Raw genomic sequence first — 22,772 nt, 5'->3', positions numbered from 1 at the left:
AGCTAGAATGGCAATTCCAAATAAACAAGTAAAATCTAATACAGATATTTTAGATAATAGACGCACCCAAACTCGCATCCAGGTTCGCATTCCTAAAGACTTGCATGAGGAACCAGTAATTTCACGACTGGTTTCTCACTACGGTATCACAGTCATTATTGCTGATGCTCAGGTAGGCGCAAACGTGCCACAATATAGCTGCTTCGATCTGGAACTACGGGGAACTATTGCCCAGATTGAAAGTGCCTTGACTTACCTGGATGAACTGGATTTAGAAGTTTTGCACCAATCCAGCCCTGAAGAAGATGGTTGGTAGATTTATTAGGAGTTAGGAGTTAGGAGTTAAAAAATTCATAATTCATAACTCCTAACTTTTAACTCTTAACTTTGTTTAAGCCATTTGATTTTCAATCGCCCACCGCGCTAGTTCAGTGCGATTGTGGAGATTAGTTTTGCCCAACATATTGGACACATGGCTTTCAACCGTGCGCTGACTAACATTAAGTTCTTCAGCAATTTCACGGTTAGCTAAACCCCTAGCAACAAACTGAACTACTTTCAGTTCGGTTGGGGTTAATTGCACATCGAAGGGAACCTGGATACGAGAACCGTTTTCGCCTCCTTTTGCTTGGTGTTCTTTCCAACGGATAGTTTGTTTCAGCGAGGATTCAACTTGCGCTACGAGTTCTTCTGGTTCAAAGGGCTTGACCATATAAACATCAGCACCTTTGTTCAGACCTTTAACTCGGTCTGCACTTTGTCCCTTAGCTGAAAGGAAAAGAACCGGAATCCAGCTGGTGCGTTCGTTTTGCCGGACTTGTTCCACAAAAGTATATCCGTCCATTTCCGGCATCATCACATCGCAGATGATCATGTCTGGAACATCTTGCTCTAAAATTTCCAGAGCTTCACGTCCATTTTCAGCGGTGATGACTTCATATCCCCGGAATTCTAAGTAATCCTTCACCAGCAAGATGAGGTTAGGGTCATCATCAATCAATAGAAGTCGTTTGTGATCTTTCATGCTGGGCTCTTTCATAGCAGTGGCACTTGTCGCGCTTCGGTCCATCAAAGTCTTGAATATTTATCCTCTATGGTGGGTTATTCGAGATGTTGTCCTTTTTCCTACTTAACTTGCCTTTGCTGTCTCGAAGTCTCAAAAATGCCGAGCACTTTCAATAGACTAGTAGCTCGATAGCAAAAGTCCAGCAAGGATACGTATAGCAGTAGTATCTATAATGCGCTATTATATATCGCTTTGAAAGGGGCGGGGTAAAAAACACTGATTAAATAATAATCTTTCGGACTCACAAGTAAGTATTGGCTTAAAGATGACCCTACCTCAAAACCAACCCGCACTTTCTTAAAGCTTACTGCTATACCATATCTTTTGGTTGTTAAGCCTCTATAAGGTGTTCACAAGAAACTAGGGAAGTTTCTGGCAAAAGATGGATTGAAAACGCATATTCTTCTACCACCTTATTGCCTATTCAGTGTTCTCGGATAATCCGCAGGGTAACTTCCGGGTTTGCTTGGCGATACCAGACACCATCAGGATAAACCACCATTATGGGTCTAGAACAAGAAACACGCAAGCGTTTGGCTTTAGTTTTATAGACGCAAATAGAATAACTTTAGTGCGGCTCATCAAGTTTTAAATCTTTAAGTCGCTTTTTTAAGTAATCCCAGAATTCCAGACTAGCTCGTTTTGAGCAGCAATTGTCTGGTCAGCGCAAATAAAAATATGTCGCTGAATTTTTGCAAGTCCTAAATTTTCTACACAATTACTCAGGGTCTTAGTGGTTTTGGGAATTTGATCGCTGTACTGGATCGGTGTCACTGTGTTGTTACTCATTGAGCGGCTCCCTGATTACAGTTCTATAAAAATTTGCAAGCTTTGCAAATAAAGTTGACTGGGGAGTGGGGAACAGAAAAATGGGGAATAGGAAAGAATTCTCATAACTCTTCACTCCCCACTCCCTACTCTCTTCGTAACTTACAGAACAAAACCTGAAAGGTAGAAATAATTAAGCATTTATACTTAAGTACATCTATGACCTTCTAGTTCGGGAACCCGTACTCAAGGCATTCTTGCCATTGGACGGCAATTTTCGGTAAATTAGCACTCAGGAGTTGAGAGTGCTAAACTCTGGAGAAAATAATTATGGCAGCTTTATCTTTAAGCGTTTCTACAGTTAAACCTTTAGGCGATCGCGTTTTCGTAAAAGTGAGCGCCTCTGAGGAAAAGACCGCAGGTGGTCTGTATTTGCCCGATACCGCCAAGGAAAAACCCCAGGTAGGGGAAGTAGTGGCCCTTGGCCCTGGCAAGCGTAATGACGATGGAAACCGTCAGGAATTGGAAATTAAAGTCGGCGATAAGGTGCTGTACTCTAAGTACGCCGGCACTGACATCAAACTCGGCACTGAAGAATATGTACTGCTTTCTGAAAAAGATATTTTAGCAGTTGTTATCTAGTGGGGAGTGGGGAATAAGCAATAGGGAACGTCAAAGACAATGCCCGATGCCCAATACCCAATACCCAATTCAAGAAAAAAATTGACTTACTCCCGGAATTTAGACACCTATGGCAAAGCGCATTATCTACAACGAAAACGCCCGTCGCGCCTTGGAACGAGGCATTGACATCCTGGCTGAGGCTGTAGCTGTTACCCTTGGCCCCAAAGGTCGTAACGTAGTTCTAGAAAAGAAATTTGGCGCACCGCAAATCGTCAATGACGGTGTAACGATCGCTAAAGAAATCGAATTAGAAGACCATATTGAAAACACTGGTGTAGCTTTGATTCGTCAAGCTGCTTCTAAGACCAATGATGCTGCGGGCGATGGCACCACAACTGCTACCGTTTTAGCTCATGCGATCGTCAAAGAAGGCTTGCGGAACGTTGCAGCTGGTGCTAACGCAATTTCCCTGAAGCGTGGTATTGACAAAGCTACTGCCTTTTTAGTAGACAAAATCAAAGAACACGCCCGTCCAGTGGAAGATTCCAAAGCCATTGCCCAAGTTGGTGCGATCTCGGCTGGTAATGACGAAGAAGTTGGTCAGATGATTGCCCAAGCAATGGACAAGGTAGGCAAGGAAGGCGTAATTTCCCTAGAAGAAGGGAAATCTATGTTTACCGAGTTGGAAATCACTGAAGGGATGCGCTTTGACAAAGGCTACATCTCTCCTTATTTCGCTACCGACCCTGAGCGGATGGAAGCGGTTTTTGATGAGCCTTTCATACTGCTGACTGATAAGAAAATCGCTTTGGTACAAGACCTTGTACCAGTGTTAGAGCAAGTAGCTCGTGCTGGTCGTCCTTTGGTGATTATCGCCGAAGATATTGAAAAAGAAGCTTTGGCAACCTTGGTAGTAAACCGTTTGCGCGGTGTACTCAACGTGGCTGCTGTTAAGGCTCCTGGCTTTGGCGATCGCCGCAAAGCACTACTAGAAGACATCGCTGTTTTAACTGGTGGTCAACTAATTACCGAAGATGCTGGTTTGAAGCTAGATAACACCAAGCTGGATAGCCTGGGTAAAGCTCGCCGGATCACCATCACCAAGGACAGCACCACAATTGTTGCCGAAGGTAACGAAGCTGCTGTTAAAGCTCGTGTAGAACAGATTCGTCGTCAAATCGATGAAACCGAATCTTCTTACGACAAAGAGAAATTACAAGAGCGTCTTGCTAAACTCTCTGGTGGTGTTGCTGTAGTGAAAGTTGGTGCAGCAACCGAAACCGAAATGAAAGACAAGAAGTTGCGCCTAGAAGACGCTATCAACGCTACCAAAGCTGCTGTGGAAGAAGGTATCGTTCCTGGCGGTGGTACAACTCTGGCTCACCTTGCTCCTGAATTGGAAGTTTGGGCAAAGAGCAATCTTAAGGATGAAGAGTTGATTGGTGCGTTGATTGTCGTTCGTGCCTTACCTGCACCTCTGAAGCGGATTGCTGAAAACGCCGGTCAGAATGGTGCTGTGATCGCTGAACGCGTGAAAGAGAAAGAATTCAACGTTGGCTACAACGCTGCAACAAACGAATTCGTCGATTTGTTGGCTGCTGGTATTGTTGACCCTGCGAAAGTGACTCGTTCTGCTCTGCAAAACGCTGCTTCCATCGCTGGTATGGTGTTGACAACCGAATGTATTATAGTTGACAAGCCTGAGCCTAAAGATGGCGCTCCTGCTGGCGCTGGTGCTGGCGGCGGTGACTTCGATTACTAATACTTTGTAGTTACATAAGTTGAAAAACAGCTGCTTCCCTTGTGGAGGTGGCTGTTTTTTTGTGTCAGGAGAAGAAGGGTGAGTTACGACAACGCTTGTAAATATTTAGCTGAACAGTACCCAGCCGAGTTTGTCCGTTGGTTGCTTCGGGTAGAGGTGCAACAAATTGAAGTCTTAAAAACGGAACTCACGCTTGAACCAATTCGCGCGGATTCTGTGACATTTTTGCAAGCAGCTAACCAAATTTTGCACATTGAATTTCAAACTTTGGCGAAATCTAATCCGGCGCTTAATTTCCGAATGCTTGATTATTCTGTGAGGCTGAAGCGCCAATACCGTTGTCCTGTAGTGCAAGTACTAATCTTTTTGCAAGAAACTACTAACGAAATTGCTTTTACTGAAGAATATCGGGACAATACGACGATTCACCAATATCAGGTTGTTCGTCTTTGGGAGCAAGATTCAACACTATTTTTAGTTAATCCGGCGCTGTTACCTTTAGCAAGCTTGACGCGAACTGACTCGCCACAAACTTTACTGGCACAAGTGGCTGAACAAGTCGCTACAATTCCAGATAGGGAGGAGCGACAAAATATCGCGGGTTGTGTAGAAATTCTGGCGGGTTTGCGATTTGACAAGGATTTGGTTCGGCAATTTTTACGGGAGGATATTATGAAAGAATCTGTAATTTATCAAGATATCGTTCAAAAGGAAGCGTTTAAATTAATTAGTCGTCAGCTTAAACGGCGCTTTGGTGATATTGATGGCTCGTTAGTTGAGCAGGTTCGGAATTTATCTGCTGAACAGTTAGAAAATTTGGGAGAGGCGTTGTTAGATTTTTCTGAAATTGCTGATCTGGTAGCTTGGCTAGAGCAGCAGGAGAGGGACTAAAGTTTTTACAGAAGTATACTATGAAAGAATCTGTAATTTATCAAGATATCGTTCAAAAAGAAGCGTTTAAATTGATTAGTCGTCAGCTTAAACGGCGTTTTAGTGATATTGATGGATCATTAGTTGAACAGGTTAGGAATTTATCTGCTGAACAGTTAGAAAATTTGGGAGAGGCGTTGTTAGCTTTTTTGGAAGTGGCTGATTTGGTAGCTTGGGTAGAGCAGCAGAAAGAAGAAAAATAAGATAGGTATTAAACTATGGCTTTAATGGTTCCCGAATCTATATCATCATCTGCTAGTCAAGGCGAACAAATTTTATATAAAATACTTCGTGAAAAATTGCCAGATGACTTTTTGGTTTGGTATAAGCAAGTCGTTGAAAGTAATTATATTGATTTCCTGATTATTGCACCTAATTTTGGACTATTGATAATTCAAGTTATTACTTGGTATCCATCGCAAATTAACGCTACTGATATTAACAAAATTAAATTACTTAATTCTACAGAAAAAAATAAAAAAATAGAATTAAAAAATTCTCCGTCATATTTAGATATTCCAGGAAGACGAACCCGTAAGCGTTCTATAGAGATAAACGAGGAACAGGATACTTTCTCAGTATGGACAAATCCATATCAAGAGTTGATAGATAAATTATTAGTGAAATTACAAAAATATCACATACTCACTCACCTTAATGGAGATAATCAACAGAAATTAGCATTCCCTTGTAACTATGGGCTATTTTTTTCTAATATTACCGCAGAGCAAGCACAGGCGAAAAACATTGATAAATTATTATCTCCATCACAAATAATATACCGTAATGAATTATTTTATAGTCAGACTATTAGGAGTAATGAATTAGTAAATAGATTAATAAAAACATTCACCAATACTTTTACTTTCCCTCATCTTACTTATGAACAGATTGATACTATAAAAGCTATTATTTTTCCAGAAATAGCTATTAAACTTGTACCAGCATCTCTCGAAAATGTTTCTAATGGCATTGAATTAAAAAATAAAAGTTATGTATTTAAAACGTTAGATCATCGTCAAGAATGTATAGTTAGAGCCATTGGTGATGGACATAGAATAATTTATGGTGTAGCTGGATCAGGAAAAACTTTAATACTTCTATCTCATGCGAAATTGCTACTTAAACAAAATCCTCATCAAAAAATCTTAATTCTTTGTTTTAACAGAAGTCTTGCTGCTTGTCTCAAGTCTTTAATGTATGAATACTCAAATCATTACAATTCCACTAGCAAAATAGAGGTTTTGACATTCTATGCTTGGGTAAGTTCGCTTATAAAAAAAATCCCAGCACCTTTAGGTTTTACTACAGAATATTATGATGGGATTTTAGGGGAAATACTACTAAAGCAACTTGAAAATACTCCGATAAAACATAAATATGATGCAGTTTTAGTTGATGAAGGACAAACATTTGATCCTATGTGGTTTAAATGTTGCGTGGCTGCGTTAAAAGACTCAGAACATGGCAATCTCATGATTGTGGCAGATGGTCGTCAATCCGTTTATAAACGTAATAATTTTACTTGGAATTCTGTGGGAGTCAAAGCAGTTGGACGGACAAGTAACAAAAAATTAAAACTTGACAAAAACTATAGAAATACTCAGGAAATATTAGCAGCAGGCTGGAGTTTATTTAGTAACGTTATTGATGAAGAAAATTTAACATTCGATATTGTTAAGCCTACAGACGCTGTACGTCGTGGTGCAAATCCAATTTTACATATTAAAGCATCAGAGATGTATGAAGTAGAATCTGTCATTAATGAAGTTAAAGATTTAGCAAGACTAGGTTATCCACTAAATGATATTGCTATTTTATATAGAATGGCAGATGATCAAAAAAAGATATTATTAAAATCTCTAATTAAAAAATTGCAAAATTTAGGAATTGAAACAGATTGGGTTAGTGAAAATAGGGAGTCTGAGAAAAAATATAATATTAAAAATTCTGGGATTAAAATTATTAATACGCTTGGTGCGTTGGGTTTAGAATTTAAAGTCGTTTTAATACTCTGGGTTCAAGACTGGGATTTTAGTATACCTCCACATTCAGAAAGTGATATTTTGACTTGTAGAAGACTCTATGTTGCTATGACTCGTGCCCAAGATGTACTATGTATTTTTGGTTCTGGAAACTCCAAGTTACTTCAACAATTGCAGTGCAGTGGGAATTTTACAGTTAAACAAGCATGAGCGTTCAGCTAGAATCAGAAAATTCTACTAGTTGAGATGGCAAACTTAACTTAGTATCTGCTGATAGCCAAAATTTCACCCAGGTAATTTACAATCACCATACTGTGCTTCTTTAGTCTAACTCCTCATGTCTACTTTATGAAATATTTTTTAGACAATGTATATTGCATATATTTAGCTTGGTTTCTTATTTACCAGGATGCGTTACTACCAAGTAAGGTTAATATCCTTGATATTGCAGCAGGGCCAGGAACAGTTGCTTATGGTTTAGCTTTATTTCTCCAAAGTAGTAGCGGTTTTTTTCATATCCCACAAATGCATATATCCTACTACTCTTTAGAAAAACAAGATGCTTTCCAGTTTCGTGGGCTTCAGTTTTGGCGACGATATATAGAATCGCGTCTAACCCCAGTAAATGCTTTCTTCCGCTTTGTTACTACTGATATTTTTACTTGGAAAACTCAATCGAATAATCTACCCAAAGATTTTTTCGACTTTATCGTAATTTCCCACTGCTTCTTTATAGATAAAGCGAAAAGGGTTGAAGCTAATAATACTTACAAGCAAATATTTGCCACTAGCTTAAAAAATTCAGGTTATATACTGCTAATTGTGCAAAATAAAAAGTTATTCAAAATTTACAATGTTCACCAATTTGAAAATCAAGAGCAAGAAAAAAATGTAGTGGATAAATTTCTAGCAGAACTGGGATTAGAGTTAGTCTGGTATAGGTATCTAACCTCAACAGGTTCAAGAACATCTTTACCCGGTGCTGATTTTGCTAAGTTTGCTCAAGATAAATTACCAAAAAAACTGTATATGAGTCCAATACTGCAACAGTATTTTGGTCAGAAGCATCAGTCAAACTATGCATTAGATGATTATGCAATTTTGGCTAAAAAATCATGATAAAATTGTACGTAAAATAGTAAAAAATGTATTAAATAAATAGAATCTATCTGAACTTTAATCTTCAATTTATAAATGACCTGCAACTTACAAATAGCACAAGGTTGGCATGGCAAACTTAATTTAGTCTATGCCGATCGCCAGGGTAAAACCCAATTAATTTACAATCACCAACAAGCGCCCCTGAAGGTACAGCGCCCATTCTACCCAGAAGGGGAAAAAGTTTGTCATAGCGTCATTTTACACACGGCTGGGGGAATGGTGGGAGGCGATCGCTTATCCTCTAATATCCACCTCCAACCCCAAACCCAAGCCTTAATCACTACATCTGCTGCAAGTAAGATATATCGCAGCAATGGCTTACAAGCTAGACAAACCATCCAGATGCAAGTTGATGCTGGTGCTTGTTTAGAGTGGTTGCCGCAAGAGACAATTTTGTTTAACGACGCGATTTATCGGCAAGATTTACGGGTAGAATTAGCAACTGGGGGTAGTTGGTTAGGCTGGGAAATTACCCGATTTGGTCGCAGTGCTAGAGGAGAAAAATTCTTGCAAGGAGAATGGCGATCGCACACCGAAATTTGGCAAGAAGGTATTCCTTTATGGATTGATCGGCAATGGTTACGGGGTAGCGAAGAAATTTTCCACAGTCCCCACGGTTTGGCTGGAAAACCAATAGTAGGTAGTCTAGTTTGGGTTGGTGGTGCAGTTTCAAGAGAGATTGTCGAAAAAACGCGAAATTTATGGAATGGGGAAGGAGAAGCGGGTGTTAGTCGATTGCAACATGGATTATTGTGTCGATATCGCGGTGCTTCTACATCTGAGGTGAGAAACTGGTTTATTGATGTTTGGCATCTGCTGCGAATTTCTTTTTTGAATCGTGGTAATTGTATACCAAGAGTGTGGCAGGTTTAAACGAACCGCAGAGGCGCAGAGAACACAGAGGAGATAAGAATGCAACTTACGCCGCAGGAAAAAGATAAGCTATTAATTTTTACTGCTGCTTTATTAGCAGAAAAACGGAAAGAAAGGGGTTTAAAACTGAATTATCCCGAAGCGATCGCTTATATTTCTGCTGCCATTTTAGAAGGTGCAAGAGATGGGCAAACTGTAGCTGAATTGATGAGTTATGGTACAACTCTCTTAAGGCGGGATGATGTGATGGAAGGGATACCAGAAATGGTGCATGAAGTACAGGTAGAAGCAACTTTTCTTGATGGTACAAAGTTAGTGACAGTACATAATCCAATTCGTTAATTTTTAAATTTATTATGATTCCTGGGGAAATTATCACACCAGCAGGTGAAATTGAACTAAATGTTGGTCGTCCAACTATAAAATTACAAGTTTCAAATACAGGCGATCGCCCTATACAAGTCGGTTCCCACTATCACTTTTATGAAGTCAACACCGCCTTAAACTTTGACAGAGAACAAGCGCGAGGAATGCGCCTCGATATCCCCGCAGGAACCGCAGTCCGCTTTGAACCAGGCGACGAAAAACAAATAACTCTAATCCCCCTAGTTGGTACTCGCCAAGTCTACGGCTTCAACGCCAAAATTAACGGTTCTCTGTAGCTATGAAAATGGAATGGTACAATGAACCGCCTGTTTGGGAAGTTAAAGATAAAGCGATCGCTATCACTTCCGGCGCAAAAACAGATTTCTGGCGGGAAACTCACTACGGTTTTATTAGAGATAATGGTCACTTTTTTTATCAAAAGATTCAAGGTGACTTTATTGCTGAAGTGAAAATCAGCGGACAATATCAGGATTTATACGATCAAGCGGGCCTGATGGTACGTTTAGATGAGTTGAATTGGTTGAAATGTGGCATTGAATTTGTCAATGGCGTACAACAAGTTAGCGCAGTAGTAACACGCAATTACTCGGATTGGTCTGTTATTCCAATGCCGCAAAATCCGTCTGCAATTTGGGTACGTGTAACTCGACGCAGCACAGCAATAGAGGTGGAATACTCTTTGAATGGAACTGAGTATACAATGCTGCGGCTCGCTTATTTGACTCCAGTAGAAACAGTAAGTGTAGGTGTAATGTGTGCCTCACCTGAAGGGAATGGTTTCCAGACGAGGTTTGAAAAATTCCAAATTCGCAGTTTGTGAGGAACAGTTATGAGTTACAGAATGGATCGCCGCGCCTATGCCGAAACTTACGGGCCAACAGTAGGCGATCGCATCCGACTTGCAGACACAGAATTATTTATAGAAGTTGAACAAGATTTCACCACCTACGGCGACGAAGTTAAATTCGGCGGCGGTAAAGTCATCCGAGACGGAATGGGACAATCCCCCATTTCTAACGCCGATGGTGCTGTAGATTTAGTAATTACTAATGCCTTAATTCTCGATTGGTGGGGTATTGTCAAAGCAGATATTGGCATTAAAGATGGCAAGATTTTCAAAATTGGTAAAGCCGGAAATCCTTATATTCAAAATAATGTAGATATTATTATCGGCCCCGGAACCGAAGCCTTAGCTGGTGAAGGAATGATTCTCACTGCTGGCGGTATTGATGCCCATATTCATTTTATTTGTCCTCAGCAGATTGAAGTTGCGATCGCTTCCGGTATTACCACCATGATCGGCGGCGGTACTGGCCCCGCCACAGGTACAAATGCCACTACCTGCACCCCCGGGACTTGGAATATTTACCGAATGCTGCAAGCTGCTGATGCTTTTCCCGTCAACTTAGGGTTTATGGGCAAAGGTAATGCCAGCAAACCCCAAGGACTTGTAGAACAAGTAAATGCTGGTGCAATGGGGTTAAAACTTCATGAAGATTGGGGAACCACACCCGCAGCAATTGATACTTGCCTCAGTGTTGCCGATGAATATGATGTGCAAGTAGCGATTCATACTGATACCCTGAACGAAGCCGGATTTGTCGAAGATACGATCGCAGCTTTCAAGAATCGTGTAATCCACACTTACCACACTGAAGGCGCAGGTGGTGGACACGCGCCAGATATCATCAAAGTTTGCGGACAAGCCAACGTTCTACCATCTTCCACCAATCCCACACGTCCTTACACCCTCAACACCTTAGACGAACACCTGGATATGTTGATGGTATGCCATCACCTTGATCCTGCGATCGCTGAAGATGTCGCTTTTGCCGAATCTCGCATTCGTCGAGAAACCATTGCTGCTGAAGACATTTTGCACGACTTAGGCGCATTTAGCATGATTTCTTCCGATTCTCAGGCAATGGGAAGAGTAGGCGAAGTGATAATTCGCACCTGGCAGACATCTCACAAAATGAAGGTGCAACGGGGAACTCTTAACCCACAAGGAACTGAGCAAAAAGCAGACAATTTTCGTGCAAAAAGATATGTTGCTAAGTATACAATTAACCCTGCGATCGCTCACGGAATTGCTCAATATGTGGGTTCAGTGGAAGAGGGAAAATTAGCAGATTTATGTTTGTGGCGTCCTGCGTTTTTTGGCGTGAAGCCAGAGATAGTTATTAAAGGCGGAATGATTGCATGGGCGCAAATGGGCGATGCTAACGCCAGTATTCCTACACCTCAACCAGTGTATATGCGATCGATGTTTGGTAGTTTTGCAGGGGCGCGTCATGCTACATCATTAACTTTCGTTTCCCAAGCAGCTTTAGAAAAAGAAATTCCCAGCCAGCTAGGTTTACAAAAGTCAGCAGTTGCCGTTTCTGGAACACGCCAATTGAGTAAGCGGGATATGAAGCTGAATGATGCACTACCCCACATTGAAGTAGATCCAGAAACATATCAAGTCAGGGCTGATGGTGAGTTGCTGATTTGTGAACCTGCGACAGTTTTACCAATGGCACAGAGGTACTTTTTGTTTTAATTCATGACCGAGCAACTTACTGATTACGATAGTCCTTGGAAAGAAGTCAAAATAATTCGTAATTGATAATTCGTAATTCGTAATTATTATCCCACAACTAAAGTCACCTACTTCAAAATAATAATGCTATGCGCTTTTGTATGTTAATTGATTAATCAAGTTACTCTCTATTCTTCAATTACGAATTACGAATTACGAATTAGTAATTATATTGTGATGGCGCATCTCAAAACCAAGGCAACGCAACGAAACCCAGAAAATCGGCTACAGTGGAAATTAAACCTAGTCAGACGGCTGTATGAACGAGGATATAGCCGGGAAGATATTCGGGAATTATTTCGGTTTATCGACTGGATAATGGTTTTGCCAAAAGAGTTGGCGCTTAGTTTTAAAACAGAAGTAAGAAGTTACGAGGAGGCAGATAGAATGCGGTACGTAACTAGTATTGAAAGGCTAGCAAAAGAAGAAGGAATTGTCGAAAATGCGAGAGAAAGCTTGATTGCAGTTCTAGAAACACGATTTGGAGAAGTGCCAAGCCCTATTGTCGAAGTTATCAATAGGATAGAAGAACCATCTGTGCTAAAAATGCTTCTCAAAAGTGCGATCGCAATTCCTTCCACAACAGAATTTCAGCAAGTTTTAGATAATCTCAACTCTGGGAAATAAGCGTAGGCATCGAGCGGCTGATTGCCAGATATCGTTCTTAAAGATGAGAGTAAAGTTGCCCTCATCGATTTTCTGTGTTGAGGTTACGATCAAATAGTAAAACATTTTATCTGATGTAGAAAATCATGCTACCTTTCAAGAAAAAAATTGTGACTGACGAAGCCATGCGTCCGGTAGCGGTGTTAATTGATTATCAGGACTGGCAGCAAATTGAGAAGATATTAGAAGCTCATCAATCACAACAAAAACAAGAGTTTAATTTAAACCACTATGCGGGTGTAATTCAACTGACTCAAGATCCTTTAAAATATCAGCAGCAAATTAGGGATGAGTGGTGTTGACACAAGCTTTTATTTTTTTAGATACAAATGTAGTCTTGTATTTTTTGGGTGGTCGTTTGGTAAACCCACTACCATCAGGACAATATTTTATTTCAGTGATTACCGAGATTGAATTGCTTTCTTATCCGAGTCTCAGTCTAGAAGAAGAAACACAAATTATTGATTTTTTAAATAAAATTATAGTTGTTGGTATTGATAGTAATATTAAAAATTTAACAATTGCATTTCGCAAACAATATAGACTCAGGCTTCCTGATGGCATAATTGTAGCAACTGCAAAATATCCAAATGCAATACGGAAATCAGTAAATTATAGAATTAAGTTTAAGGATTTCCTTGAGTTGATATGTGGCGAATATCAATATCTTCAATACTATAAAATTCCTGAGCTTGTTTAATTGCTGCCCTTGTTTTATAATCAAAAATACCGTGTATAAGACCAGTATACAAGCCTCTCTTTTTCAGCCATGTTTGTAACTCAATAATCCTAGAATTACTATTTTTATTAATTTTTAAATCCTGGGATGATATATTAATATTACCTGCATCACCTCTACTTCCTGTATTTCCAGTATTTATCGGAAACAAATTATTAACATCAATAGAAATATTACCCCCGCTACCTGTTATGATGAACTCTCCTTTCAAAAGTCCCAATTCCTGTAATTTATCTTGCATTGAAGTTCCAACTATACCGTTAACTGGTAGGGCGTTTACTTCCTGGAATTTCCGCACAGCTTCTTCGGTAAATGGACCAAATATACCAGTTTCTACACTATTATAATATCCTATTATTCTCAACTGTTTTTGAAGCGTTCTTACGGCTTCTCCTCGATCACCTTTTCTAATGACACTATCTAATAATTTATTAGGTTCTTCCCCCGGAATAATAGTAATTATTTCCGCACTAATTTTTTGTAATTCTAATTGCTTAATCCGCTTTTTAGCATCATATTTATTATCAAATATTCCTGCATATATCACATAATTATTGCCGCTATATTGCCATCTAAAGGCTCCTGGCTGTATCTTCTCAACTTGTTCTAAAACAGCAGAACTATCATCTGTAACACTAACTAAGTAACGCTTAACAAAAATTTTACCCAGTTGATAAGTCATCAAAAATTGAGTGTTTTTACTAGTGCGTAACCTTTCTAATAAGTTTTGCGCTATTTCTGATTCGACAGGTGTTTTTAGACTATTAATATCATTATTTAACTGAGGAATACGACTAGTCAATTCTAACAATTCTATCATATTCTTCAGTTTATAATCTGTTTTTGCTTTTTGAGCTTGTAATAGCTCTATTTTTTTCTTGACGGTGCTTAATTGTTTTGTAGTAAATTCTAGATAGTTTCGCACACGCTCAGATGCCAAACGTCTCTCTTTTTCTTTTTTAGTAAACTCTCGAATTTGTTTATTAGCTTGTTGCTTTTCGTCATTAAGTTTTTTCTGTATAGATATCAATGATTTAGTAGCTTCTTGCAGTTTTACCTGTATATCTTGTTTATCTTTTTCTAATTTTTCCCACTGTTTATTAGCATTATCTATATCTGAATGTGCAACATCAAGGGTTTTCTGTAAGTTTTCCAAAGCTATACCTGAATGTACCGCTCGTATACCTACTAGTATTCCAATACATGAGATCAGAGCTAGTCCAGCAAACCCTAAACGAATAGTATGCTTGATTTTATTTTGCGTTTCAGTTAATCGTCGATTAGCCTTTTTCTCTTCCTGTAAAGCTAATTCTGCTTTTCTTTGTGCTTCAGCCAAGATTTGCTTTGCTTGTCTTTCAGCCTCTAAAGCGAATTTAAAGTTTTGTTTATCCAGTTCTTGGCTAGCAGCTAAAAATTGATAATCTTGATCGCTCAAGCTTTTACCTGATGCCCAAATTTGTGCATCCTGCAATACTTTACCGTGCAACAAATGTGATTCATCTCGGCAATTAGAATCTAACCAGGCTATAATAAATTGCCCATAGGGACGTAGCTGGGCTAAAGCCTTATTAACCCAATTTTGATCAAAAACGGCTTCATAAATATGGTTATAAAGCCTTAAGTTTCCCTCCTGCTTAATCACTAAACCAGATAGTCGCAATTCCATTTGTTCAGAAGTCTCATAAGCTGCAATTTGTCCTATGAGTAAAATTTGCTGATAAAGTCCTAGTAATCTACCTGTATGTTGCTCATCCCTAAAAATCCGATCGCGTATCGTCCGCAAATGCTCCGGATCATCCTGTGATTCCCAATTTTCGATGACACACGATCGCACCAATTCTTCAACTCCCTCAACTTCTATACCAGCAGGAATGAGTTTGCAAAGTTTTTGGGTAAGAAATGGTTGTCCACCCGTCCAAGCCAAAACCTCTTGCAGCAGTGCTTGGAGATTACTAACTTTCCTCACTAATCCTTGAGCTAAAGGTTGAACTTCATGCAACTGAAAACCTTTGAGTTCAATCGCCCGACCAACATTAAACGGTGTGCGGCTTTTATCTTTAATCAAATCTGACGGAGTAGCCACCCCCAGCAATGTGAAAGTGAGGCGCTTATATTCGGGCTTATCAGCACGCTGGTTATAGCAGTCTCTGATTAAAGCAAAAAAGTCGTCACTAGAAAAATTTAAGCTGAGAACGCTATCTATTTCATCTACAAAAATGACTATAGATTGAGAAATTTCAACTAGCAGAACTTCTTCGATAAATTCACTCAATCGCTGTACGGGAGAAAGATGATCCTGATCGCGCCACCAACTCCGTAAATTAAACTTTCCTGAAAACTCGAAACTACTCACCAAACTACGCACTACACCTGTATACCATTGCTCTGGTGTAAGATTCTGACTACCAATTTTCATTAAATCAATTGCAGCACAGGCTATGTCTTCCTTTTGTAGCCGTTGCATTGTTTGTACTCGCAAGCTAGACTTACCCATCTGCCTGGAGTTCAAAACATAACAAAATTCCCCAGCTTTCAATCCCTCATACAAATCTGTATCTGCTTGTCGCACTACATAACTGGGGGCATCAACTGGTAAACTGCCACCAACTTGATATTCATAAGCTGGATTTTGTTCTGTGTTCATCAGCTAACTCTCAAGCGATCGCGGAAATATTGACGATACAAATTACAACGTGGTGTGACATCATTTCCTTGCTGTTGTAATAAGCCCATGCTGAGTAATTTAAAGCATTGTATCGAATCCAACCGAACTGGGCTAGTATTGGCAACTACCTTTTTGATAGCAGCAGCTAATTCTGGACGCTGTTCTAAATTCCACAAATGCCGACGTAAATGGTCGCTATAAGGCCCAGCTTCTGTGGGGGCTGTTTGCAAAAGCAGATTGAGCGTAGTATCCTGTCTGGCAATATGATAAAGTGCCACTCGTACAAGATAGGGATGTCCTCCTACCATCGCCATGAGTTGTTCAACTTGGGTAAAACTCCAATTGAGTCCATGCCTTAGTGCCAAATCAAGAACCTGTTGGGCGTTAAACTCTGGTAACTCAATCGGCAAACCTACATTAAACGGCGATTGATTTATATTCATCGGAATATAAACTTCTGTGGAATGCACTACTACCAACCGCAGTTTTTTCCAAATATCCCGGTTTTTAGCATCTTCATGCCAAGCGCGTAACAGCCCAAAAAAGTCTGCGGCAATTTCGGGATGTTGAAATATCCGATCGACTTCATCCAATCCCAATACTAGGGGCTGGTTGATTTCTGGCAAAAGATACTCCTCGAAATAAGCGGTGCAATTGTCCTTACTGCCAAAAATCACATCCCAATAATCTGCTAACTTGTTGGGTAGCCTCAACCTCCGTCCGACACTGGCACAAAACCACTGAAGGAACTTATCCAAATCTGCAAAAACCTTTCCATCTGCCAATTGAAAGCTCAAAGGCACGGTTAGATAATCTTCTTGTGAAGCGTGATGAAGAATCCGCGCCATGAGTGAGGTTTTACCCATCTGCCGGGGCGCTTTGATCCGAATCAAAGATCCTGGCTTCAAAATTGCCTCGTTGCAGCGAGATTCGATGGGGGGACGCTCAATATAAAACGCCGAAGCCAAATTCACCTGTCCTTCAGGTAATTCTGGTTCTGCCACAGGCAGAGGCGGTGAGAGAGTGAGAGGCTGAGAGGGTGATGAAGGGAAAAAATCATTACTCATTTCTCCATCTGCCAATTTTTCTAAACCCCTATCTGTCAGTAAACTAAAAATTTCCTGTAAAATTTTGGGAGTATCGGCAGGTGAATTCCACTCTCGCTGCTGAACCTGTTGTAAGTAGCCCCGCAAATCGTAATTCAGTGGCGCACTCCAAGGGAAGTTAACGCGAATGGGCAAAATTACTGGCTTATGCCGATCGCTGCCATCCCGTAACTCTTTAGCCTGTCTCACCTCTTCTGTCACCATTTCGCTAGTTGCCGATCGCTCTGACAACAGCAACAAAAAGTAATCACACAGTTTTAATTCTTCATCAATGCGCTGAGGCCATTTTTCCCCCAAGCGAATACTCTCGCCCGCCATGAATGCTTCGTGTCCAGCAGCTTTAATAGCTTCATAAAAATCTTTGGCAAGGCTCAAGTCTGGATCTTGGCTGCGGTAGCTAATGAAAAATCTAGCGCTTTTGCTGGCTGCTGGCAAAGTTGGCATAGTCGGATAAATATCCAGAAATTTTGACAAATTTAACTATATTTTTGCAATTTACGGAATCGAAGCTAGTTTGTACTTTTCTCTAAACAACTTGCTAGTAGCCGATACGCGACCTACTGATACATTTGGTAACTAAAATCTTGCCGCCATCTTCTGTATTCATCTCTAGAAATTTACGAGCCATAATTCAATTAGCTTGTAGCTATCTGCTAAAAAGGTAAGTAAAGTAGTTTTTAAAACACATTTATATAAATTTATTGGTAAACAATTTTTTTCGGAGGGAGTTTACCTAAAAGTACTATCTAAAAAACTATACCAATAAACCAGTTTCCCTAAAAATTTACTTTTACCCCGTACCTTGCATCTATATGACTTCACAATCTTCTCGCTCTGACAAAATTCTGGTTGTTGATGACTCTCCTGATAACGTGTTTTTGATCAAAACTATTTTGGAGGAAGAAGGTTACACCATTAGCACCGCAGAAAATGGGATTTCAGCCTTGGCAGAATTGAAAGCTTCTCCTTGTGACTTAGTTCTGCTGGATTTGATGATGCCAGGTATGGATGGGTACGAAGTCACCAAGCACATTCGCGGTGATATGAAATTGTCGCAATATATCCCCATATTGCTAATCACTGCCCACGATGCGCCCAACGTCGCCCACGGATTAGACTTGGGTGCTGATGATTTTATCCGCAAACCTGTAACAGTAGATGAATTGCTGGCACGAGTGCGATCGCTCCTGCGTTTGAAGCATAGTATGGATGAACGTGATGAAATTGCCCGCCAGCGAGAAGATTTTGTCTCCCGTCTTACCCACGACTTACGCACTCCCTTAGTAGCCGCCGATCGCATGTTGATGCTATTTCAACAAGGTGCGTTGGGAACATTATCAACGCAAATGCAGGAAGTAATCGCCATCATGGCCCGTAGCAATATCAACCTGCTTTCTATGGTGAATACTTTATTGGAAGTTTATCGTTTTGAAGCGGGTCGCAAAAGTTTGGCGTTTCAACCAGTTAATCTGGGCCAATTGCTAGAAGAGGTAACTGGAGAATTATCACCCTTAGCTCAAGACAAAGCACTGTCGCTAAGTGTGGATTTTACCGAAGAATCAAACACAGTTATGGGCGATCGCTTAGAATTGCATCGTCTATTTACCAATCTCATCGGAAATGCGATCAAATTTACCAACTCTGGATCTATTACTATTCGTTTTACTTCTCAACGCCAGTTCAACAAAAGTAATCAATCTCAGTTCTCTGAAACATCCAATTCCGTTGACTACATTAGAATTGAAATAGCGGATACTGGCCCAGGTATTCCCCCTGAAGAACAAGCCACCATATTTGAACGATTTCGCCAAGGCAGCCATAAGACTTCTGGTAGTGGCTTAGGACTGTACCTTGCTCGTCGAATTGTCGAGGCACATCAAGGGATTATTCTGCTTAATTCCGAGTTGGGCAAAGGTAGTGTATTTATTGTGTTTCTACCCACCAAAGCATGAGAAAAATAGTAATTATAAATTATGAATTATATAGTTTTTTATACTGGTAATTCATGATTTATAACCTTACTACTATCTCCCGATAATTTAAAGTAAAAAATTCACTTAGAAAATAAAATGCTAAAAATTTAAGAATCAAATAGGCTGAGATAATAGCATTAGGATTAAATAGTTTTTGATAGGACAAAACAATGATTACCACTGAATTATCTAATATTGGCAATATTATCCAGACTCAGCGAGATTTTTTTAAAACTGGCAAAACTAAAGATGTAAATTTTCGCATTGAACAACTGAAAAATCTTAAGCAAGCAATTATCGAACATGAACAGTCAATAGTCGAGGCATTACAAGCGGATTTACATAAACCAGAAGTAGAAACTTATCTTACAGAAATCAGCGTAATTAAGGATATTGATTACGCCATCAAACATCTTCAAAACTGGAGTAAACCCCAAAAAGCAGCGGTTTCCTGGGATTTTTTTTCCTACTCAGCGAAAATTTATCCAGAACCGTTAGGGGTTGTCTTAATTATCGGCCCTTGGAACTATCCATTTCAGTTAATTATCTCACCGTTAATAGGTGCGATCGCAGCCGGAAATTGTGCAATTATCAAACCTTCAGAAATTGCTTCTCATACGTCTGATATCATAGCTAAGATTATTGCCAAACATTTTGACCCTGCTTATCTTGCAGTAGTAGAAGGAGGCGTGGAAGCAAGTCAAAAACTACTTGCAGAAAAGTTTGACCATATCTTTTTTACTGGTGGTACAGCCGTTGGCAAAATCATCATGGCAGCAGCAGCAAAATATCTCACACCAGTAACTTTAGAATTGGGTGGTAAAAGTCCTTGTATTGTAGATACTGACATTAATCTTGAACACACTGTCAGACGAATTACTTGGGGAAAATTCATTAATGCTGGACAAACTTGTATTGCCCCTGACTATCTTTTAGTCAATAAAACAATCAAGAAAGATTTAATTGATGGTCTGGAAAAATCTTTAAAAGAATTTTATGGCGAGAATCCAGCAAGCAGTCCTGATTATGCCCGCATTATCAGTGAAAAACACTTTGAGAGATTAGTTAGTTTTCTCAAAGATGGAAAAGTTGTCATCGGTGGAGAAAATCAACCTTCAGAGCGTTATATTGCCCCAACACTGATTGATAATGTCTCATTAGAAGATTCTGTAATGCAAGAAGAAATCTTTGGGCCCATTTTACCCATCATTGAATATACTGACATTGCAGAAGCGATCGCCTTGATTAACTCTAGACCCAAACCCTTGGCGTTATACTTCTTTTCTCAAGATAAAAACCTGCAAAAGCGAGTTTTGCAGGAAACTTCCTCTGGTGGAGTCTGTATTAACGACACAGTTATGCAGGTTGGTGTCTCGTCTTTACCATTTGGTGGAGTGGGAGATAGCGGTATTGGCAACTATCACGGCAAAGCTAGCTTTGACACCTTTTCCCATAAGAAAAGTGTATTGCAAAACTCCTTCTGGCTCGATTTAAAATGGCGATATGCTCCTTATGAAGGCAAATTACCACTCATAAAGAAACTTCTCGGTTAAAGTCTATTATTTTCTTGCAGCACAAATCTAGCTCACCAGAAAATAGAATTACATGACTACAAGCATTAATTTGAAGATTGGTTTTGACCAGAAAAACTATATTTAGTGCTTGAGCAAATTCCTTGTGGAGTAAAAACAAACGTGCCATTTGGTTATCGCAATATGAGTTAACTCAAACTTCAAATGGCAATAAAAGCCTACCGATCAAATAGAGCAGTAGGCTTTTATGATTGGGTTTGGCTTCTGAGAAAAAGATTTTCTGCACTTGGCAAAATAACTATTAGCCCCAAAGAGGCTTGTGCGATTGCTTCAGTCGTCCAGTAATGACTCACTACTACATTAAAGATGGACGAAAAAATCGTTAATACAATCGCTAGCCAAAGTGCGATCGGAACGAATTTTTTTTTCCATGTTGCTTGCTGGCGAAGTCTATTTTGGCTTTGTAGTAAGGTTTGGCGCCAAAACGGGGAGGTACTGAATATAGAGAAAGTGTATAGCATTCCTGCCTCTATTAGCAGGATGGCTTTAAGGTTTGGGTTCATGATAGGGTACTTAAGTGCGATCGCAGTTAAGCAGACTCCCGCAGCTAGATACAGTAGCGTAAACAAGGTAAAACGTCTCATAGTTTTTTCCTTAATTTTTAGTACTATCAGCTTTGTTCGTGTTATCGATGTTAGCCACTGCTATTCTAAGATTATTTACCTGCTATCAACATCACCTTAAAAATTGTTGATCTCTAACTAAATTCAATAACTCCTAACTATTAAATCCCAAAAGCCTTGCTGTAACGCTCCTCAGCCCAAGGTTCACCACGACGATGGTAGCCATTGCGCTCCCAAAAACCAAGTTCTTCAGCAGCTAAAAATTCCAAACCATTAATCCACTTAGCACTTTTCCAAGCGTAGAGGTGGGGCACAACTAACCGCATCGGCCCGCCGTGTTCAGATGGAAGGTCTTCACCAAAGACTTTAAAAGCAAAAAAGTTTTCTTCGCGCAGAAAATCTTCTATAGAAATATTGGTGGTGTAGCCGCCATAGCAGTGTTCCATAACGTGGGCTACTTTCGGGTCTAATTCAATCAGACCCATGAAATCTGTAACTTTAATGCCAGTCCATTTGACATCAAGTTTAGACCAGCGCGTTACACAGTGGAAGTCAGCTGTGAATTCGTGTTGAGGTAGCGCCATAAAATCTGACCAACTAAAGGTAGCAGATTTTGCTAAACCCCAAACTCGAAACTCCCATTCCTCAGTGCTGACTTGGGGAGTTTCGCCGTAAGTTAATACGGGAAAACCTTTAGCTAAATGTTGACCAGGAGGGACGCGTTCGCCTTCTTCTTTGCCTGGTTTCTGAAAAAATTTTCCTAGCATAGTTAGAGAAAAATCAGTTTTCTCAAGATGTTTACAAGCTTTTTTGCTGAGTTGCCAACAGCACCAAATGTTTTACTCTTTGATATATATAAACTCTTGAATGATAGGTAATGGGTAATGGATATTTCCAATTACTCACTACCAATTTTTTTTGATCTAATGAGCTTATGTAGAGTGTCTATGATTCATAATGCAATCAGGAAAGCTAAGAAAAAGCATTTATCTAGCGATCGGAACTTTGATTGTTGAGTTTGGCAATCAAATCTGTCGGTGCTGTTCGTGCTTTTCCTGACTGAGAAATTATGATTCTTCTTCCTCTTCTTCAGCAGTTGGATAAACAAATGTAGAACGTCCAGTCAAAATTGACTTGCCCAAAGATAGGGCTTTCTGAGCTTCAACGACGGCTTTATGCCTCCAGGTAGCTCGACGTTTATCTCGTTTTGATTTGGAAGTTTTCTTCTTAGGAACAGCCATGTCAGCAGATATCGCGATTCTTGACAACCTTCTTATTCTAGGCCATCCACTGACGCCAAAGACAACAGTTGAGTCAGGAATAAGTAA

The 22,772-nt window shown here is 39.9% G+C and carries 24 protein-coding genes and 1 pseudogene; 17 read left to right on the top strand and 8 right to left on the bottom strand.

The genetic code is table 11. From position 1 onward, the window contains the following. Window positions 1-7 precede the first annotated feature (7 nt). Window positions 8-316 carry an NIL domain-containing protein gene (locus ACM0OX_RS08395; RefSeq protein ID WP_414514469.1) on the top strand — a complete coding sequence of 103 codons (309 nt, stop codon included), beginning with the start codon at window positions 8-10 and terminating at the stop codon, window positions 314-316. A 75-nt stretch (window positions 317-391) separates the two neighbouring features. Here ACM0OX_RS08395 and ACM0OX_RS08390 read toward each other — a convergent pair whose 3' ends face one another. Then, window positions 392-1,069: a response regulator transcription factor gene (locus tag ACM0OX_RS08390; RefSeq protein WP_012407592.1), complete on the bottom strand. Its 678-nt coding sequence runs from the start codon at window positions 1,067-1,069 to the stop codon at window positions 392-394. Window positions 1,070-1,675: 606 nt separating this feature from the next. Next, window positions 1,676-1,855, bottom strand: a complete 180-nt coding sequence (locus tag ACM0OX_RS08385; protein WP_414514468.1) for a hypothetical protein — start codon at window positions 1,853-1,855, stop codon at window positions 1,676-1,678. A 309-nt stretch (window positions 1,856-2,164) separates the two neighbouring features. On the opposite strand from ACM0OX_RS08385, the gene groES reads away from it, so the two are divergent. From groES to ACM0OX_RS08315, 14 genes are all read left to right on the top strand, one after another. Then, window positions 2,165-2,476 (top strand): co-chaperone GroES, encoded by a 312-nt coding sequence (gene groES / locus ACM0OX_RS08380; RefSeq protein ID WP_094348596.1) that lies wholly within the window; start codon window positions 2,165-2,167, stop codon window positions 2,474-2,476. A gap of 109 nt (window positions 2,477-2,585) precedes the next feature. Further along, window positions 2,586-4,220, top strand: coding sequence for a chaperonin GroEL (gene groL / locus ACM0OX_RS08375; RefSeq protein ID WP_012407589.1), 1,635 nt, complete (start codon window positions 2,586-2,588; stop codon window positions 4,218-4,220). Between the two features lie 78 nt (window positions 4,221-4,298). Next, a complete protein-coding gene (locus ACM0OX_RS08370; RefSeq protein ID WP_414514467.1) occupies window positions 4,299-5,111 on the top strand; it encodes an Rpn family recombination-promoting nuclease/putative transposase in 813 nt (270 codons plus the stop codon). A gap of 20 nt (window positions 5,112-5,131) precedes the next feature. Further along, a complete protein-coding gene (locus ACM0OX_RS08365) occupies window positions 5,132-5,353 on the top strand; it encodes a DUF4351 domain-containing protein (protein WP_414514466.1) in 222 nt (73 codons plus the stop codon). Window positions 5,354-5,368: 15 nt separating this feature from the next. Beyond that, entirely contained in the window at window positions 5,369-7,345 is a 1,977-nt protein-coding gene (locus tag ACM0OX_RS08360) for a 3'-5' exonuclease (RefSeq protein WP_414514465.1), read from the top strand. 138 nt (window positions 7,346-7,483) lie between these two features. Then, on the top strand, window positions 7,484-8,254 hold the full coding sequence (locus tag ACM0OX_RS08355; RefSeq protein ID WP_414514464.1) for a hypothetical protein: 771 nt from the start codon (window positions 7,484-7,486) through the stop codon (window positions 8,252-8,254). Window positions 8,255-8,329: 75 nt separating this feature from the next. Beyond that, window positions 8,330-9,169 carry an urease accessory protein UreD gene (locus tag ACM0OX_RS08350; protein ID WP_414514463.1) on the top strand — a complete coding sequence of 280 codons (840 nt, stop codon included), beginning with the start codon at window positions 8,330-8,332 and terminating at the stop codon, window positions 9,167-9,169. A 39-nt stretch (window positions 9,170-9,208) separates the two neighbouring features. Then, window positions 9,209-9,511 (top strand): urease subunit gamma, encoded by a 303-nt coding sequence (gene ureA, locus ACM0OX_RS08345; protein WP_414514462.1) that lies wholly within the window; start codon window positions 9,209-9,211, stop codon window positions 9,509-9,511. A 14-nt stretch (window positions 9,512-9,525) separates the two neighbouring features. Then, window positions 9,526-9,831, top strand: coding sequence for an urease subunit beta (locus ACM0OX_RS08340; protein ID WP_414514461.1), 306 nt, complete (start codon window positions 9,526-9,528; stop codon window positions 9,829-9,831). 8 nt (window positions 9,832-9,839) lie between these two features. Further along, window positions 9,840-10,376, top strand: coding sequence for a DUF1349 domain-containing protein (locus ACM0OX_RS08335; RefSeq protein ID WP_414514460.1), 537 nt, complete (start codon window positions 9,840-9,842; stop codon window positions 10,374-10,376). A gap of 9 nt (window positions 10,377-10,385) precedes the next feature. After that, window positions 10,386-12,101: an urease subunit alpha gene (ureC, locus tag ACM0OX_RS08330; RefSeq protein WP_414514459.1), complete on the top strand. Its 1,716-nt coding sequence runs from the start codon at window positions 10,386-10,388 to the stop codon at window positions 12,099-12,101. A gap of 216 nt (window positions 12,102-12,317) precedes the next feature. Next, a complete protein-coding gene (locus ACM0OX_RS08325) occupies window positions 12,318-12,767 on the top strand; it encodes a hypothetical protein (RefSeq protein ID WP_414514458.1) in 450 nt (149 codons plus the stop codon). A gap of 149 nt (window positions 12,768-12,916) precedes the next feature. Next, entirely contained in the window at window positions 12,917-13,108 is a 192-nt protein-coding gene (locus ACM0OX_RS08320) for a hypothetical protein (protein WP_414514457.1), read from the top strand. Next, entirely contained in the window at window positions 13,102-13,506 is a 405-nt protein-coding gene (locus ACM0OX_RS08315) for a type II toxin-antitoxin system VapC family toxin (RefSeq protein ID WP_414514456.1), read from the top strand. The genes ACM0OX_RS08320 and ACM0OX_RS08315 overlap by 7 nt, the downstream gene beginning before the upstream one ends. Here the strand turns inward: ACM0OX_RS08315 and ACM0OX_RS08310 are convergent. Both ACM0OX_RS08310 and ACM0OX_RS08305 read right to left on the bottom strand, forming a co-directional pair. After that, window positions 13,433-16,189 carry an AAA-like domain-containing protein gene (locus tag ACM0OX_RS08310; protein ID WP_414514455.1) on the bottom strand — a complete coding sequence of 919 codons (2,757 nt, stop codon included), beginning with the start codon at window positions 16,187-16,189 and terminating at the stop codon, window positions 13,433-13,435. The genes ACM0OX_RS08315 and ACM0OX_RS08310 overlap by 74 nt on opposite strands. Then, window positions 16,189-17,760 carry an AAA-like domain-containing protein gene (locus ACM0OX_RS08305; RefSeq protein WP_414514476.1) on the bottom strand — a complete coding sequence of 524 codons (1,572 nt, stop codon included), beginning with the start codon at window positions 17,758-17,760 and terminating at the stop codon, window positions 16,189-16,191. Before ACM0OX_RS08305 ends, ACM0OX_RS08310 begins: the two co-directional genes overlap by 1 nt. Before the next feature lie 368 nt (window positions 17,761-18,128). On the opposite strand from ACM0OX_RS08305, the gene ACM0OX_RS08300 reads away from it, so the two are divergent. Further along, window positions 18,129-19,268 (top strand): response regulator, encoded by a 1,140-nt coding sequence (locus ACM0OX_RS08300; protein ID WP_414514454.1) that lies wholly within the window; start codon window positions 18,129-18,131, stop codon window positions 19,266-19,268. A gap of 191 nt (window positions 19,269-19,459) precedes the next feature. Continuing rightward, entirely contained in the window at window positions 19,460-20,842 is a 1,383-nt protein-coding gene (locus ACM0OX_RS08295; protein WP_414514453.1) for an aldehyde dehydrogenase, read from the top strand. On the opposite strand, the pseudogene ACM0OX_RS08290 reads toward ACM0OX_RS08295, so the two are convergent. From ACM0OX_RS08290 to rpmF, 4 genes and pseudogenes are all read right to left on the bottom strand, one after another. Beyond that, a pseudogene (locus ACM0OX_RS08290) lies at window positions 20,835-20,984 on the bottom strand (IS4 family transposase); the annotation flags it as partial. The gene ACM0OX_RS08295 and the pseudogene ACM0OX_RS08290 sit on opposite strands and share 8 nt — an antisense overlap. An 82-nt stretch (window positions 20,985-21,066) precedes the next feature. Continuing rightward, window positions 21,067-21,465 (bottom strand): hypothetical protein, encoded by a 399-nt coding sequence (locus ACM0OX_RS08285; protein ID WP_414514452.1) that lies wholly within the window; start codon window positions 21,463-21,465, stop codon window positions 21,067-21,069. A gap of 140 nt (window positions 21,466-21,605) precedes the next feature. Beyond that, the gene (locus ACM0OX_RS08280) at window positions 21,606-22,211 is read right to left on the bottom strand and encodes a sulfite oxidase-like oxidoreductase (RefSeq protein WP_414514451.1); all 606 of its coding nucleotides are present in this window, start codon (window positions 22,209-22,211) and stop codon (window positions 21,606-21,608) included. A gap of 300 nt (window positions 22,212-22,511) precedes the next feature. Further along, complete coding sequence (rpmF, locus tag ACM0OX_RS08275; RefSeq protein WP_012407602.1) at window positions 22,512-22,685, bottom strand: 50S ribosomal protein L32; 174 nt, start codon at window positions 22,683-22,685, stop codon at window positions 22,512-22,514. Window positions 22,686-22,772: the final 87 nt, after the last annotated feature.

It is taken from the genome of Nostoc sp. PCC 9305, from assembly GCF_963920915.1.
In the GTDB taxonomy this organism is placed as follows: Bacteria; Cyanobacteriota; Cyanobacteriia; order Cyanobacteriales; family Nostocaceae; genus Nostoc.
This window is presented reverse-complemented; position numbering and strand designations above follow the sequence as displayed.